The sequence below is a fragment of the Pseudomonas sp. P4_C8 genome, from assembly GCF_056401975.1.
In genome coordinates this window covers 1-14,205 of sequence record NZ_JBFUIH010000080.1, presented here as the reverse complement: position 1 = coordinate 14,205, position 14,205 = coordinate 1, and the positions used below count along the sequence as shown (strand labels likewise).

General features: G+C 61.8%; 17 protein-coding genes. All 17 read left to right on the top strand.

Annotation, left to right across the window (positions count from 1 at the left end):
* A partial coding sequence (locus AC1DWM_RS29275; RefSeq protein ID WP_477796795.1) for a phage terminase large subunit family protein occupies positions 1 to 1,695 on the top strand: 1,695 nt, incomplete at its 5' end.
* 53 nt (positions 1,696 to 1,748) lie between these two features.
* Positions 1,749 to 1,955, top strand: coding sequence for a phage head-tail joining protein (locus tag AC1DWM_RS29270; protein WP_027923826.1), 207 nt, complete (start codon positions 1,749 to 1,751; stop codon positions 1,953 to 1,955).
* Complete coding sequence (locus AC1DWM_RS29265) at positions 1,955 to 3,439, top strand: phage portal protein (RefSeq protein ID WP_477796794.1); 1,485 nt, start codon at positions 1,955 to 1,957, stop codon at positions 3,437 to 3,439. The genes AC1DWM_RS29270 and AC1DWM_RS29265 overlap by 1 nt, the downstream gene beginning before the upstream one ends.
* Positions 3,436 to 4,590: a head maturation protease, ClpP-related gene (locus AC1DWM_RS29260; protein WP_477796793.1), complete on the top strand. Its 1,155-nt coding sequence runs from the start codon at positions 3,436 to 3,438 to the stop codon at positions 4,588 to 4,590. Before AC1DWM_RS29265 ends, AC1DWM_RS29260 begins: the two co-directional genes overlap by 4 nt.
* Complete coding sequence (locus tag AC1DWM_RS29255) at positions 4,587 to 4,931, top strand: head decoration protein (protein WP_477796792.1); 345 nt, start codon at positions 4,587 to 4,589, stop codon at positions 4,929 to 4,931. The genes AC1DWM_RS29260 and AC1DWM_RS29255 overlap by 4 nt, the downstream gene beginning before the upstream one ends.
* A 74-nt stretch (positions 4,932 to 5,005) precedes the next feature.
* On the top strand, positions 5,006 to 6,001 hold the full coding sequence (locus AC1DWM_RS29250) for a major capsid protein (RefSeq protein WP_477796791.1): 996 nt from the start codon (positions 5,006 to 5,008) through the stop codon (positions 5,999 to 6,001).
* A gap of 2 nt (positions 6,002 to 6,003) precedes the next feature.
* Positions 6,004 to 6,318, top strand: a complete 315-nt coding sequence (locus AC1DWM_RS29245; RefSeq protein WP_477796790.1) for a head-tail joining protein — start codon at positions 6,004 to 6,006, stop codon at positions 6,316 to 6,318.
* Positions 6,315 to 6,950, top strand: a complete 636-nt coding sequence (locus AC1DWM_RS29240) for a phage tail protein (RefSeq protein WP_477796789.1) — start codon at positions 6,315 to 6,317, stop codon at positions 6,948 to 6,950. Before AC1DWM_RS29245 ends, AC1DWM_RS29240 begins: the two co-directional genes overlap by 4 nt.
* A complete protein-coding gene (locus AC1DWM_RS29235) occupies positions 6,943 to 7,506 on the top strand; it encodes a hypothetical protein (protein ID WP_477796788.1) in 564 nt (187 codons plus the stop codon). Before AC1DWM_RS29240 ends, AC1DWM_RS29235 begins: the two co-directional genes overlap by 8 nt.
* Positions 7,473 to 8,033: a phage baseplate assembly protein V gene (locus AC1DWM_RS29230; RefSeq protein ID WP_477796787.1), complete on the top strand. Its 561-nt coding sequence runs from the start codon at positions 7,473 to 7,475 to the stop codon at positions 8,031 to 8,033. The genes AC1DWM_RS29235 and AC1DWM_RS29230 overlap by 34 nt, the downstream gene beginning before the upstream one ends.
* Before the next feature lie 56 nt (positions 8,034 to 8,089).
* Positions 8,090 to 8,311 (top strand): hypothetical protein, encoded by a 222-nt coding sequence (locus AC1DWM_RS29225; RefSeq protein WP_477796786.1) that lies wholly within the window; start codon positions 8,090 to 8,092, stop codon positions 8,309 to 8,311.
* 13 nt (positions 8,312 to 8,324) lie between these two features.
* Entirely contained in the window at positions 8,325 to 8,651 is a 327-nt protein-coding gene (locus AC1DWM_RS29220; RefSeq protein WP_159390409.1) for a GPW/gp25 family protein, read from the top strand.
* Positions 8,648 to 9,526, top strand: a complete 879-nt coding sequence (locus AC1DWM_RS29215) for a baseplate assembly protein (protein WP_477796785.1) — start codon at positions 8,648 to 8,650, stop codon at positions 9,524 to 9,526. Before AC1DWM_RS29220 ends, AC1DWM_RS29215 begins: the two co-directional genes overlap by 4 nt.
* 1 nt (position 9,527) lies before the next feature.
* Positions 9,528 to 10,139: a phage tail protein I gene (locus AC1DWM_RS29210; protein ID WP_477796784.1), complete on the top strand. Its 612-nt coding sequence runs from the start codon at positions 9,528 to 9,530 to the stop codon at positions 10,137 to 10,139.
* Positions 10,132 to 12,699 carry a phage tail-collar fiber domain-containing protein gene (locus AC1DWM_RS29205; RefSeq protein ID WP_477796783.1) on the top strand — a complete coding sequence of 856 codons (2,568 nt, stop codon included), beginning with the start codon at positions 10,132 to 10,134 and terminating at the stop codon, positions 12,697 to 12,699. The genes AC1DWM_RS29210 and AC1DWM_RS29205 overlap by 8 nt, the downstream gene beginning before the upstream one ends.
* Positions 12,696 to 13,130 (top strand): tail fiber assembly protein, encoded by a 435-nt coding sequence (locus AC1DWM_RS29200; protein ID WP_477796782.1) that lies wholly within the window; start codon positions 12,696 to 12,698, stop codon positions 13,128 to 13,130. Before AC1DWM_RS29205 ends, AC1DWM_RS29200 begins: the two co-directional genes overlap by 4 nt.
* 96 nt (positions 13,131 to 13,226) lie before the next feature.
* Positions 13,227 to 14,205: phage tail sheath subtilisin-like domain-containing protein (locus AC1DWM_RS29195; RefSeq protein WP_477796781.1), on the top strand; the 979-nt coding region annotated here is incomplete at its 3' end.

Genomic DNA, 14,205 nt, shown 5'->3' with positions numbered 1-14,205 from the left:
CTGTTGCCCAGCCTGGGGTTGGCCAAACGGGTCTCGTCGCGCATCGGCAAGACCATCAAGGCCACCCCGGTGTTGCGCGAACGGGTGGCAGCCAACCGTGCACGCGATGCGCGCAACACCATGGACACCAAGGAGTTCGAAGGCGGCTCGTTGTACATCACCACCGCCGGCTCGGCGGCAAACCTGTCGGAGCTGTCGGCCCGCTACATCTATGGTGATGAAGTGGATCGCTGGGTGGTGGACGTCGGGGAGGAGGGCGATCCCATTGAGTTGGCTGAAACCCGGGGCAGTACCTTTGGCCGTAACGCCAAGTTCTACTTTTCCAGTTCGCCGACGATCAGAGGCGCCTCGCGCATTGCCGATCTATTCGAGTCCAGCGATCAGCGTTTTTACTATGTGCCGTGCCCGAATTGCGGGCACATGCAAGTCCTCGAATGGGAGCGCCTGCATTACTCGGCGGATTGTCAGCTGGTGCACTACGAGTGCGCCGGGCCTGATTGTGATGTATTGATCGAAGAACATCACAAGGGTGAGATGTTGGCCAAGGGCGAGTGGCGCGCGCATGCCGAGGGCGATGGTGAAACCGTCGGCTTCAACCTCAATGCGTTGTACTCGCCACCGGGTTGGACCGGCTGGGCCTCGCTGGGAAAGCAGTTCGAGAAGGCCAAAAAAGCCATGTCCCGCGGTGATCTTGAACCCATGCAGGTGTTCTATAACACCCGTCTGGCCAAGGTTTGGGACAGTGCCCAAGAGCAAACGAAAGCTGATGTCCTGATGGCTCGGGCACGCTTGGAAACTTATGGTCTGGGTTCGATGCCGTCCGCCGTGCTGATGCTCACGGCCTCGGTCGACGTACAAGCCAACCGGCTGGAGTTCTTGGTAGTCGGGTGGGGCGCCGGCATGGAGCGCTGGATCATCGACTATCAGGTGATCTGGGGCGACCCCTCCGATGAACGAACCTGGTCGGTGCTCGATGACAAACTCAAGGCGCGTTATCCGCATCCGTGTGGTGCGCAGCTGACGATCCGGGCGGCCGGCATCGACTCCGGCGGCAATCACACCGATGAGGTGTACCAGTTCTGTCGGCTGCGGCGCTGGCGCAACATCTTCGCCGTCAAGGGCGCGAGCAAGCCGGGTCGTCCGGTGATTGCGCAGCGGCCATCGATGATGGACGTTACCTGGAAAGGCCTGACCGAGCGCAAGGGTGTGGAGCTGTGGTTCATCGGCACCGACACCGCCAAGGACTGGATTTACAACCGCTATCCGGTGGAAGACGGTCCCGGCGCGTTGCACTTTGCCAACGACCTGCCGGACGATTTTTTCGCTCAGTGCGTTGCCGAGCGCAAGGTGACCCGCTACGTCAAAGGCTACAAAAAAATTGAATGGGTCAAGGGCAAGGCTGAGCGCAATGAGGCCCTCGATCTGATGGTGTACAGCTTGGCGATGGCGCATTACCTGGGGCTGAACCGCTACAAGGAACACGACTGGGCGCGGGTGAGAAACGCTCTGTTTCAAACGGCGCCACCGGGTGAAAAATCCGTCACGGTCGAACGTGTCAGCGCTCCGGTAACACCACGGCAACAACCTGCTGATCCCGTACCGCCACCGGCCAAACTGGCAGCAGCACCGCTGCCGATTGCACGGCCCCCACAGCGTCGAAGCTCCAGCAGCGGCTACCTCAAAAAACGACGCTGAGTGAAAACGCGCAGTTGCACACCACGTTGTCTTTTTACTTTAGAGCGATTCCCATGGCCTTTACCCAACAGCAACTCGATGCGGTCGAGAAGGCAATCGCGCGCGGTGAAAAAATCGTGCGCTACGCGGATCGAAACGTTGAGTACCGCGACATCGACGAACTGCTCAGGGCACGCGACGAAATTCGCAGCTCGCTGATCGCGGCGGCCGGTCCTCGGTCGCGCATCGTGCGGCTTTACCATGGAGGCAAGGGACTGTAATGGCTCATCAGTTTCCCACTTTGGGCCGTAGCGGTTTCCTGATCCCGTCGAACATCAAGGCCAGTTACGAAGGGGCCGCCGAAGGACGTCGGTCCGCGAGTTGGGATGCCCCCGACGCCGGCTTCAACAGCATTGCCATTCCGGCGTTGCGCAACCTGCGCTCACGTTCTCGGGCGGCGGTGCGCAACGACCCGTACGCCTTTAACGTCATTGATAAACGGGTCAGCAACCTGATCGGTACCGGCATCACGCCACGGCCGAAAACCCAAGACGATGACCTTCGGCATCTGTTGCAGGAGCTTTGGGCCGATTGGGCCGAAGAGTCGGACGCCGATGGCCTGACCGACTTCTATGGGCAGCAGGCCCTGATCGCCCGCACGGTGGAAACGGCCGGCGAATGTTTTGTCCGCCTGCGTCCGCGCAGCCTCGATGAGGGGCTAGTAGTGCCGTTGCAACTTCAGGTGCTGGCCCCGGAGTTTGTCCCACACGACAAGTTCGAGATGGCGCGTAACGGCAACATCATTCGCGCCGGCATCGAGTTCGCTCCGGACAGCCGCCGGGTGGCGTACTGGATGTACCGCTCGCATCCCGGCGATGCCTCGTCGTTGAACAGTGGCTACAACCAGCTGGTGCGCGTACCGGCCAGTCAGGTGCTGCACATCTTTGAGCCGGTCGAACCGGGTCAGTTGCGCGGCTTGCCACGCTTGTCACCGGTGCTCAAGCGTCTGCGCAGCCTGGACAACTACGACGATGCGGTGTTGTTCCGCCAGGAGGTCGCCAACCTGTTCGCCGGCTTCATCAAGAAGCCGTCACCGGATGACATCCAGACCCCGATCGATCCCGTCACCGGCGCGCCGCTGAACCTCGCTTCGGATGGCTTCACGCCCATGGTGGCGTTGGAGCCCGGGACCATGCAGGAGTTGTTGCCGGGGGAGGAGGTCGAGTTTTCCACGCCACCGGATGCCGGCAACAACTATCCCGACTTCATGCGTCAGCAATTGATGGCGGCAGCGGCCGGCGCCGGGATGCCGTACGAGATCCTCACCGGCGACATGCGTGACGTGAATGACCGCGCACTGCGCGTGGTGCTCACTGAGTTCCGGCGGCGTCTGGAGCAACTGCAATTTGGTGTGTATGTGCACCAGTTGTGTCGCCCGGTGCGTGCGGCCTGGATGGACATGGCGGTGCTCAGTGGTGCTGTGTTGTTGCCGGACTACGCCCAGCGCCGTCGTGAATACCTGCGTACGCGCTGGGTGCCACAAGGCTGGGCCTATATCCATCCGGTTCAGGATGTTCAGTCACGCACGATGGAAGTCAACGCGGGCTTTGCCTCGCGCAGCGAGATGGTCCTGCGCACCGGTTATGACGCCGAAACGGTGGACGAAGAAAACGCCGCCGATGCCGAACGAGCTCGGGGCAAGGGCCTCAACTACAGCACGCTCGTCGAACTGCTTCAGGCGCTCGACGACAAGGAGCAAACATGAGCAAGAACACGCCTGCGCGCATTTACAACAGGGCCGGTCAGCGGGTGCCGGTGCAGGACAAAACCTGGTACGCCGTGCACGCCAGCGGCGAAGCCACTGAGCGCGTGATTGAAGTCTTTGTGTATGGCGAGATTGGTACCTGGGGCATTACCGCCAGTCAGTTTATGCAGGATCTACGCGCCGTGGATGACGGGGTGTCGCCGGTCATCGCGGCGTTCAACAGCATCGGCGGCGACCTGTTTGACGGATTGGCTATGCACAACACGTTGTCACGGTTGGGCGAGCGGTGCACGGCACGAATCGATGCGTTGGCCGCGAGCGCGGCCAGTGTCGCGGTGTGCGGTGCACACAAGGTGGTGATCGCGTCCAACGCCATGTTGATGATTCACAATCCGTGGACCTACGCGGCGGGCGACGCCGATAGCTTTCGCAAGGTGGCCGATGTTCTCGATCAAACCATGGAGGCGATCATCGCGGCCTACAAGGCCAAGGCCCCGGACATCGATGAGGCGGAACTGCGAGGTTTGGTGGCCGCTGAAACCTGGTTGACCGCCAATGAAGCGGTGGCCCTTGGCTTGGCCGATGAGGTCGGCGATGGCGTTGCGGTTAAGGCCTGCCTCGGGCAGGGCACGGTGCTCCAGCGTTACCAGCACGCACCGGCCGAACTGCTGGCTCAACTTGATGAGGCGCCCGAGCCGGCTCCGGAGTTGGAGCCGCACGATCCACCCGCACCCGCGCCTGTGGTCGACTCGGCCACGCTGGCGTTGATGATCACTCAGCGTTGTGCCGAGTCGGGGATCAGTAGCCTGGTCGCGCCGCTGCTCAGCTCGACCAAGCTTGAAAGCGAAGAAATCGTCCAGGCGGGTCTGACCCGGGCCAAGGCAGTGCATGACCTGTGCGTCGCGGCACGGTTGCCTGAGTTCAGCGCCGAATATGTCGCGGCAGGGCTAGATGCACCTGCGGTACGGGCTCGGTTGTTCGACAAGATCGTCAGCAGTGGCAACGGTTTTGAAATCGACAACAGCTTGCCCCTCAATCACGACCCGGCACCGAAGGTGCTGGCGAAACAACCGGATCCTCCGTCGATCTGGGCGGCCCGTCAGGCGGCTCACGTGGGGCAATCCAAATCTGCAAAAGGAGCACGAGTATGACCGTAAAGTACGAAACGCTACACGCTGGCGAGTTTCTGCTCTCCGAAGGAGCCGGGAAGATCTCTCGTGAATCCATTCTGGTGGCGGCTGGCGCCGCCTTGAATGCCGGCCAGGTGCTGGGGCTGGTCACCGCGACCAATGAGTTTGCGCCCTACGATCCCGTCGCCACTGACGGCACCGAAGTGGCGGCCTGCATCTTGTACGGGCCGCTGGGCGAATCGACCGAGGAGCGTCGAGCCAGTGCGGTGGTGCGACTGGCTGAGGTCAGCGAGGCACATTTGACCGGCCTCGATGCTGTCGCCGAGGCTTCGTTGGCTACCCAGTTTGTGATCATCCGCTAAGTTTTTTGTTTGCTCCTGTCCCCCTTACCCAACCCCGCCCTGTGCGGGGTTTTGCTTTTCTGGAGAGTCCCTTCATGGCCGATATTGGCATTTTTACCGACGATGTTTTTTCTGTGTCCTCGCTGACTGCGGCGATCAATGAGCAGGAATACTTGCCAGGCCGCATCAGCAGCCTGGGCCTGTTTCGCGAGGAAGGCATCACCACCCTGACCGTGCAGATCGAAAAGGACGGCAACACTCTGGCGCTGGTGCCGGCGGGTGAGCGCGGTACCTCGGGTCTGGTCGTGGGGGCCAGCAAGCGTCAGATGATCCCGTTCAACACCGTGCACCTGCCGCAGCGGTTCACCATCAAAGCCGATGAGATTCAGGGCATTCGTGCCTTTGGTACGACGACCGAACTGCAGGCTGTGCAGGGCGTAGTGAATACGCGCCTGAGCAAAGCCAAGCGTCAGCTCGATGCTACTCATGAATTCCAACGCATGGGCGCGCTGAACGGCCTGGTGCTGGACGCGGATGGCTCGACGGTCCTGCTGAACATTTATCAGGCGTTTGGTGTGCAGCAACAAAGCTTGTCCATGGGCCTGAATGACTCGGCCACCAAAATTCGGGTCAAGTGCGCCGAAGCATTGGACATGCAGGATGACGAGCTCGGCAGTGTCACCAGTTCCGGGGCGCGAGCGTTCTGCGGCAAGAACTTCTGGAACAAGCTGATCACGCACAAATCGGTTGAAGAAACCTACCTCAATACGATCCAGGCAGCTGAGTTGCGCGGCGATGCGCGGGACAGTTTCGAGCTCGGCGGCATTGTCTGGGAGCGCTACCGCGGGCGCATCGCCGGTGTGACCTTTATCCATGACGATCAAGCACTGCTGATTCCGGAAGGCGTGCCGGATCTGTACATCTCCTGTTTTGCCCCGGCGGACTACATGGAAACCGCCAACACCCAAGGCCTGCCGTATTACAGCAAGCTGGAGCCACTGCCGTTCAACAAGGGCATGGCCGGTGAGGCTCAGTCCAACCCGCTGCACCTGTGCACCCGTCCTCGGGCGCAGATCCTGCTGACGCTCTGACCATGGCCTTTCGAGACCTGGTCGCGGAAATCGACAGTGTGGTATTCGACACCCTGGCCGATGTCGGCTACATCGAAGGTCGCCGCTTGCTGGGCATGTTCTCGGCGCCCTGGTTGCAGCCCAAAATCGGACGCTTGAACACCGGCTTGCGCGAGCCGTGTTTTCACATTCGGGTGGCCGATGCGGCGGGCGTGGAAAAAACGCAGACGGTGCTGATCGAATTGCCCGTCCTGGACGGTGGTGGCGAGTACACCCTGACTCACCTGGAACCAGCGGGTGATGGTCTGGTGGCCTTGTCGCTGAGGTTAAAAGCATGAGTGCCGTGCCGGTTTCTCTGCAGCTTTCTGCTGACGATGTGCAGGCTTTTGAACAGCTGGCCAAGGTGATGCCCAAGGCCGTGGTCGCGGCGCAACGGCGGGCGATCAACAAGACGTTGGGCTGGCTGGCCACGCACATGGCGCGCGATGTCAGCAAACAGGAGCGGATTGCCGTGCGGGCCGTGCGTCAGCGCTTACGCAGTTATCCCATCAAAGGCCCAGGCCAGTTGGGCAAACTCTGGTTCGGTACCAACCCGATGGAGGCCAGCCGGATAGGGAATCCCCGCCAGGGCAAGGCTGGTGTTTCGGTGGCGGGGCGGCGTTATCAGGGCGCGTTTTATAAACGTGTGTATGGCAACAAGGCGGATATCTGGATTCGTACCTCCAGCAAACATTTCAACCCGGATGACTATCCCGGCAGCACCGCGTCCGCGGGTGGAGGCACGAGTTCGGGCTGGATCGCGGAAAACGACAATCGTTTTCCACTGGCCAAGGCCAAGGTTTCGCTCGAAGACGCCGAAGAGCCTTTTTACACCTGGGCCAACAAAGCTGATGAGCGCCTGCTGGTCGTGTTCAAACAGGAGATGAACTTTGAACTGCATAAATACCTGAAGGGGAGCGTCCGTGTCTGATCCTGCCTTTTCGCTGGATGCGTTGTACGCCGCCATCGAGGAACACCTCCGCCAAGCGCTGCCGACAGTGCGATTTGTCGCGACCTGTCCGGACATTCAGGACCGGGTGGCGCTGCCGGCGGTGTTTCTGGAGCCGGTTGAGTTTGAGCCCGGACAGGACATCGGTACCGGTGAAACGGTACTGGTCCAGCGCTTTGAGGCGCGGGTCATTGTCGCGCCCGAGTTAGCCCGCCATCAGCAACTGGGTGCCCAATTGGCGGCGCAAATAGCGATCCTCCTACGGGGGCAGACCTGGGGACTGGACAACGTCGAGCAAGCGCAGTTTGTGGCCTCGCGCCAGGACTGGACCAAGCCGGAGCTGGATGGTTACACCGTATGGATGGTGGAGTGGACCCAGCAGATCTACCTCGGTGAAGTCGAGTGGCTTTGGCCGGTCGAGCCTCCTGGCACGCTGTACCTGAACGTCGATGGCTGCACCGGTATCGGCAACGAAGACCACTACTTTCAGCCGGAGGATCTGGCATGGGATACGCCAGCGCCGAACACGACCGGATGATTGCCGCCATGCTGATGCCCTGCGTGGTGGTCGGCGTCGATCTAAGTGCCGGCCGGGTGCGGGTCAAGGCCGGTACCTGGGTCAGTGCCTGGGTGCGTTGGCACAGCCTGGCGGCGGGCAAGGCTCGCCATTGGCGCGCGCCGAGCCTGAATGAGCAGGGCGCGCTATTCAGCCCGAGCGGGGATCCGGCCATGGGCACCTTTATCCCGGGGCTGTATGGCAGCGCCGGGGCCCCGCCGGACAACCGCGATCACGTCGAGGCGTGGTACTTCGATGATGGCGGTTCACTGGTCTACGACTGGGAAGCCGGCAGCTACAGCATTGACCTGCCCAACGGCACCCGCGCGACGATCAGTGTCGGCGGGGCGTTGTTCGAGGTGACACCGGATCAGGTCCGGGTGATCGCCAGCCAGATCACCCTGGTGGGTGAGGTGAGCATCGACGGTGCGCTGAGCGTATCCGGCGACATCAGCGGCGCCGGCACGATCATGGATGCCGGCGGCAACAGCAGCAACCACTCGCATTGAGTGAACATTCACTTTGGCCCGCCGCGCGCGGGCTTTTTCATGTCTGGAGAAAAAGCATGACGAGTAAGACCAAGGCAGTCCCGACCGACACTGACGCGCCCGCACCGGCCACGCTGAGCTTCTTCCGCGACACGCTGTACACCTCGCGGGTGCTGATTCTGCTGGAGGCCGAGCGCACTTTGAAAGTCGAAAAGGGCCAGGTCGCGGTGGCCTCAGATGACACGGTCGCGATCGAGTATTTGCAGGGCCGCAAGGATTTTGTCGCGGTCGAGGGCTGATCCCATGATCGGGATGATCGGACTGGACCGCCACACCGGCCAACTCATTTCCGGCCTCGATCACCTGCGCCAGTCCATCGAGGACATCTTGTCCACGCCCTTGGGCAGCCGGCGCATGCGCCCGGAGTACGGCAGCAAGCTGCGGCGCTTTGTCGACCTGCCGGTGAATGACGGCTGGAAAAGTGCCGTGCAGGCGGAAGTGGCCAGCACGCTGGGGCGTTGGGAGCCACGTCTGAAACTGGGCCGGGTGCGCGCCGTGGCCATCCTCGACGGGCGCATCACCTTTGAGCTGACCGGGCAGTACCTGGGCAGCGACGTGACCTTGGAGGTGTCCGCATGACCATGGAACTGGCGGCCCTGCCGCCGCCGCAAGTGCTGGAGGACCTCGACTTCGAGGTCGTCTACCAGGAGAAACTGGAAGCCTTCCGCCTGAGCATGGGCGACAACTGGAGCGCCGAGCTGGAGAGCGACCCGGTGCTCAAGCTGATCGAACAGGCCGCCTATGGCGCCTTGCAGAACCGGGCGCGGGTCAACGACGCCGGCAAGGCCTTGCTGTTGGCCCATGCCGAGCGTGCCGACCTCGATCATCTGGCCGCCAACGTCAACCTGCAGCGCCTGGTGATTCAGGCGGGAGATCCAAGCACGGTGCCGCCGACGCCGCAGGTGCTCGAAGAAGACGATGCCCTGCGCGAGCGGGTGCAGCTCTCGTATGAGGGGTTGACCACGGCGGGGCCGCGTAACAGCTACATCCTGCATGCACGCAACGCCTCGGGTCTGGTCGCCGACGCCACGGCGGAAAGTCCGTCGCCGGCCGTGGTAGTGGTCACCGTGCTCAGCCTGGAAGGCAGTGGCGCCGCCTCGCCCGAGCTGCTCGAGGAGGTCCGGTTGCACCTGAATGACGAGGAGGTGCGGCCGGTGGCCGACCGCCTCACGGTGCAGAGCGCTGTGGTCATCGACTACCACATTGAAGCGGTGCTGTACCCGCAGGCACCCGGTCCGGAAAACGAAGCCTATCTGGCGGAAAGCGAGAAACGCCTGAGCGAGTGGATCAACCCACGCCGCCGCCTGGGGCTGGAAGTGGCGCGCTCGGGGATCGATGCGCAATTGCACATTCCGGGCATCGCCCGGGTTGAGTTGCTGGGCTGGACCGACCTCAAACCGAGTAAGGCCGAGGCGGCGTATTGCACGGGCTACAGCGTAACGCTGGGGGCCTGATATGAGCACTCAGTTACCGCTCAACAGCACGCCGCTGGAGCTGGCCGTGGAAGCGGCCAACTATGAAAACACGCTGATCCCGCTGCGCAGTTTGTACAACGCCGACACCTGCCCCGAACACTTGTTGCCGTACCTGGCCTCGGCCTGGTCGGTGGACCGCTGGAACAACAACTGGACCCAGGAGGCCAAGCGCACGGCGATCCGTTCGGCGTACGACGTGCATGCACGCAAAGGCACCATCGGTGCGTTGCGCCGAGTGGTCGAGCCCTTGGGCTACCTGATCGATGTCGTGGAGTGGTTCAACACCGTGCCGGAGGGCGTGCCGGGCACCTTCGCCCTGGAGGTGGGGCTGAATGACTCGGGCATCACCGAAGAACTGCACGAGGAGCTGGCGTGGTTGATCGACGACGCCCGCCCGGTCAGCCGGCACATGACCAACCTGGCGCTCAGTCTGCAGACCGAGGGGGTGCTGGGCATTGCCGTGTGCGTTGAAGAGGGCGAAGAGATCGACGTGTACCCGCCGGTCCCGCAAGACATCGACGTGACCGGCACTTTTGGCCCGGCGCTCTGCGTCGATGAAACCGATACTTTGGACGTTTATCCCTATGATTGATAAGACCAGTCAGTTTTTTGCCATTCTCACGGCGGTCGGTGAAGCCAAGCACGCCAATGCCATCGCCTTGGGCCTGGACTGGATGTTCACCGAGATGGGCCTGGGCGATGCCAACGGCACCGACCCGATTCCTGATCGCCTGCAAACCCAGTTGATCAACGAGTGGCGCCGGGCGCCGATCAACCAGATCCGCGTCGATCCGGCCAATCCCAATACCGTGATCACCGAACAGATCATTCCGCCGGAAGTCGGCGGTGAGTGGATTCGCGAGATGGGCCTGTACGACGTCGACGGTGATCTGGTGGCGGTGGCCAACTGTGCGCCGAGCTATAAACCGTTGTTGGCCCAAGGCACGGGTAAGACCCAAGTGGTGCGGATGAACTTCATCGTCAGCAGCTCGGCAAACATCGTGCTGAAGATCGACCCGGCGGTGGTGCTGGCCACCCGTGAATACGTCGATCTCGCGATCAGCGAAGCGCTGGCCAARCTGGATCACAAACAGTCAGCACGGGTCGCGGCCACGGCTGCCATCACCCTGAACAACGTGCAGACCATYGATGACGTGGCCGTGGTCGTCGGTGACCGCGTGCTGGTGACYGCCCAGRCMSARGCYCAGGACAACGGYCTSTATGTCGTCAGYGCCGAAGGCTGGACGCGGGCCGCCGATGCCGACAACAGCYTGGAAGTGACACCGGGGTTGTTTATCCACGTCGAGCAGGGYACGACYAACGGCGACAGCCTCTGGCARYTGGTCACCGACGCGCCGATYACSCTSGGCACYACCGGCTTGCAGTTYGAAATGATCGCGGGTGGCAACGGGTCGGGCGTTGGCACGTTTCGCAGTGTCACCGTCGATGCCCTCGGGCGGGTGATCGCCGGTACCAACCCGACGACCCTGGACGGCTACGGCATCACCGATGCCCTGGACAAAGCGGAAAACCTTGCCGATCTGACGGATGTGGTCGAGGCGCGCGACAACCTCGGGCTGGGATCAGCCGCGACCCATGATGCGCAATCGAGTCCAACCGACACGACGCCGCAAAGGCTCATGGAAGTCGGGGCCTTCGGCTTGGGCGTCCAAGGGCCGATGGTTGGGGATCTCGATGCCTTGCAAGGCACGCAGTTTTTTGGGTTTACGGACGCTGCGGTCGGTGCAGTGCCTGGTACGGGCTATGACGCCGTTGGTTGGCAGGTAGAGACATCGGGTCAGCGGACGCAGTTTGCGGTTTTGAACTCAGCGCTGTTCATTCGCACCGATGACGGCAGCGACGTGTGGGGCGAGTGGTTGCAGCAGTGGGACAGCAAGACTCTCGTCAAACAAGCGAACAGCACAGATACCACGGCGGGTCGTGTGCTGCTCACCGGCGCGTTTGGCGTCGGTGCCAGGGCGCCCGAGTTACCTGCTAAAGACTTCAACGCCGCTCAGGTCGGCGGGACTTACACGTACGCCGCTGACTTTTTGAATAGGCCCGATTTCCCCAACGGCAGCACCCATGGCTTCGTCACCCATATGGAGCGGTCTTTTGGAAATTTGGCGTACCAGGAGGTTCACGCGAAGGACAATGCGATGTGCTATCGCTATCGTATTGAAGACTTTGCAACAGGCACCTGGACGGAGTGGCATCACAATTGGGATACCAGCAATCTGGTTAAACAAACCTCTCCCCAAGATGACACCCCTGGCCGTGTATTGCTCGCGGGGGCATATGGCTGGGGCCAGGGAGGGATTGTCCTTCCCGAAGGCACCGATCTAAACACAATCACCGCCGCGGGTATTTACCGGGTGAACAGTGGTCTGAACATTCCAGCTGGTGGTGAGTTTTCCCCCATGCTGGTAGCGGTCAGTCAAGACACCCTCTGGCAACAAATCATCGGCTATAGCAGCGGCACAACTTATACCCGTGGCGGTGTTCAGACCCTAGATGGTTTCGTATTCAGTGCGTGGGTAACGAGTTGGGACACTAGTAACTTTGACCCTGCTGCGTACCAGGCGGCACTGGGTTTCACTCCCGTGCAGCAAGGCGGGGGGGCGGGTCAGGACCCCAATAAAATCTACATTGGCTATGAAAACGCCTCGGGCGAAATAAAAATACAGGTTGATGCGCAGGATTTCGGGAGGCTCTGGACCGAAAGCAATTTTGATCCCGCCGCGTATCAGCCTTCGTTAGGCTTTACCCCCGTTCAACAGGGCACGGGAGCTGGACAGCTAACGAACGTGATAAAGCTGGGTTGGACGGCTTTAAATGCGATCAACGTGACTGTCGACGCTTCTGATATGGGCGCGATGTGGACTGACGCCATTGGTGCAGAAAAAGTGCGCGGTGCCATTGCCGGTTTTGGCGCGGGCGAAGTGGGCACCTATGGACTGTTTGTTGTCGTCGGAGGCGGTGGCGTCGCGATGGGGCCGGGGACTATTTTGGCAGGTGGCTCTCTGGGCTGGGCGAATACTGCGGGGATGAACTATGGCGCTCCCGCCGGTACTTGGGTGTTGCAGGGGGCCTCGGCGAATAGTGGCGACGGCGCTTCCTATTCAACGACCGTTTGCAAGAGGATTGCATGATGAACTACACCAATGTGTTGACCCCGCAATGGGCTGATGTGGCACACACGGCCATCAACCTGGTGCTGGTCACCAAAGAGCTGGGCGCTATTCCCTTCACGGCCACACCCGACGACTCGACCAGTTACGGCCCGGAGATCTACGCGCGTGTGGTAGCCGGTGAGTATGGCGAGATCGCTGCGTATGAGCCGCCATCGGACGCGGCGTTGTTGCCTGCGGCAAAGGCTCAGCAGCAACGGCTGATGCACGAAGCCGGCCTGGTTGTAGCGCCGCTGCAGGATGCGGTCGATCTGGGCGTGGCCACTGCCGAGCAGGTCGAGGACTTGAGTGCCTGGAAGTTCTACCGCATCGAGCTGAGTGAAGTGCCGCAGCAAGTGGGTTGGCCCCGGACGATGGAGTGGCCGGATAAACCGGATCAGCAGACCCCCTGACGCCCCGCATTGCCGGGGCGTTTTCTTTTCCGTTACGCGTCACGTCACTCACAGCCTCGCTTATGCGGGGCTTTTTCGTTTCTGGAGCATCACTCTATGAGTTTTTTTCACGGCGTCACCGTGACCCTGGTGGACACCGGGGCACGCCACATCGCCACCCCGTCCGCATCGATCATCGGCCTGTGCAACACCTTCACCGTGGGGCCGCCGGCCACGGCTGCCGCCAACGAACTGCTGCTGATCACCCGCGAAAGCGAAGCGGTCGCCGCCTGGGGGCCGGACGCGGCGATCACCCAGGACTGCAAGGCGATTTTCAAGCGATCCAAAGCGGTGATTGTCGCCGTCGGTGTGCCGTTGCTGACGGATCCGGCCGAACAGTTGTCGGCGATCATCGGCGGGGTTTGGGCCGACGGCACCCGGACCGGCATGCAGGCGTTGCTCAACGGCAAAAGCAAGTTCAACGCCCAGCCACGGTTGTTGGTGACCCCGGGGTACTCGGCGACGCTGGCGGTGGCCACCGAGCTGGTGGCACTGGGCGACAAGATGCGGGCCATGGCCATCATCGACGGGCCGAACACCACCGACGAGGCCGCGATCGCCTATGCCGGCAACTTCGGCAGCAAACACGCCTACATGGTCGATCCGGGTGTGCAGTTCTGGGACACCGGAACCAGTGCCACGGTCAACGCACCGGCCTCGGCCTGGACCGCTGGCCTGTTTGCCTGGACCGATGCCACCTACGGTTTCTGGGCCTCGCCGTCGAACAAGGAATTTGTCGGCATCACCGGCACCACGCGCCCGATCGAGTTTCTCGACGGCGATGCGTCCTGCCGGGCCAACCTGCTGAACAACGCCAACATCACCACGATCATTCGCGATGACGGCTACCGATTGTGGGGCAACCGCACGCTGTCCAGCGATGCGAAATGGAAGTTCGTCACCCGCGTGCGCACGCTGGACATCGTCATGGACGCCATCCTCTACGCGCACAAGTGGGCGGTGGACCGCTCGATCACCGCGACCTACGTCAAGGACGTGACCGAAGGCCTGCAAGCCTTCATGCGCGACCTGAAGA

Bases quoted from the DNA above. Each gene is read 5' to 3' on its own strand.
- AC1DWM_RS29270 (WP_027923826.1), top strand. From the start codon at position 1,749: ATGGCCTTTACCCAACAGCAACTCGATGCGGTCGAGAAGGCAATCGCG.
- AC1DWM_RS29265 (WP_477796794.1), top strand. From the start codon at position 1,955: ATGGCTCATCAGTTTCCCACTTTGGGCCGTAGCGGTTTCCTGATCCCG.
- AC1DWM_RS29260 (WP_477796793.1), top strand. From the start codon at position 3,436: ATGAGCAAGAACACGCCTGCGCGCATTTACAACAGGGCCGGTCAGCGG.
- AC1DWM_RS29255 (WP_477796792.1), top strand. From the start codon at position 4,587: ATGACCGTAAAGTACGAAACGCTACACGCTGGCGAGTTTCTGCTCTCC.
- AC1DWM_RS29250 (WP_477796791.1), top strand. From the start codon at position 5,006: ATGGCCGATATTGGCATTTTTACCGACGATGTTTTTTCTGTGTCCTCG.
- AC1DWM_RS29245 (WP_477796790.1), top strand. From the start codon at position 6,004: ATGGCCTTTCGAGACCTGGTCGCGGAAATCGACAGTGTGGTATTCGAC.
- AC1DWM_RS29240 (WP_477796789.1), top strand. From the start codon at position 6,315: ATGAGTGCCGTGCCGGTTTCTCTGCAGCTTTCTGCTGACGATGTGCAG.
- AC1DWM_RS29230 (WP_477796787.1), top strand. From the start codon at position 7,473: ATGGGATACGCCAGCGCCGAACACGACCGGATGATTGCCGCCATGCTG.
- AC1DWM_RS29225 (WP_477796786.1), top strand. From the start codon at position 8,090: ATGACGAGTAAGACCAAGGCAGTCCCGACCGACACTGACGCGCCCGCA.
- AC1DWM_RS29220 (WP_159390409.1), top strand. From the start codon at position 8,325: ATGATCGGACTGGACCGCCACACCGGCCAACTCATTTCCGGCCTCGAT.
- AC1DWM_RS29215 (WP_477796785.1), top strand. From the start codon at position 8,648: ATGACCATGGAACTGGCGGCCCTGCCGCCGCCGCAAGTGCTGGAGGAC.
- AC1DWM_RS29210 (WP_477796784.1), top strand. From the start codon at position 9,528: ATGAGCACTCAGTTACCGCTCAACAGCACGCCGCTGGAGCTGGCCGTG.
- AC1DWM_RS29200 (WP_477796782.1), top strand. From the start codon at position 12,696: ATGATGAACTACACCAATGTGTTGACCCCGCAATGGGCTGATGTGGCA.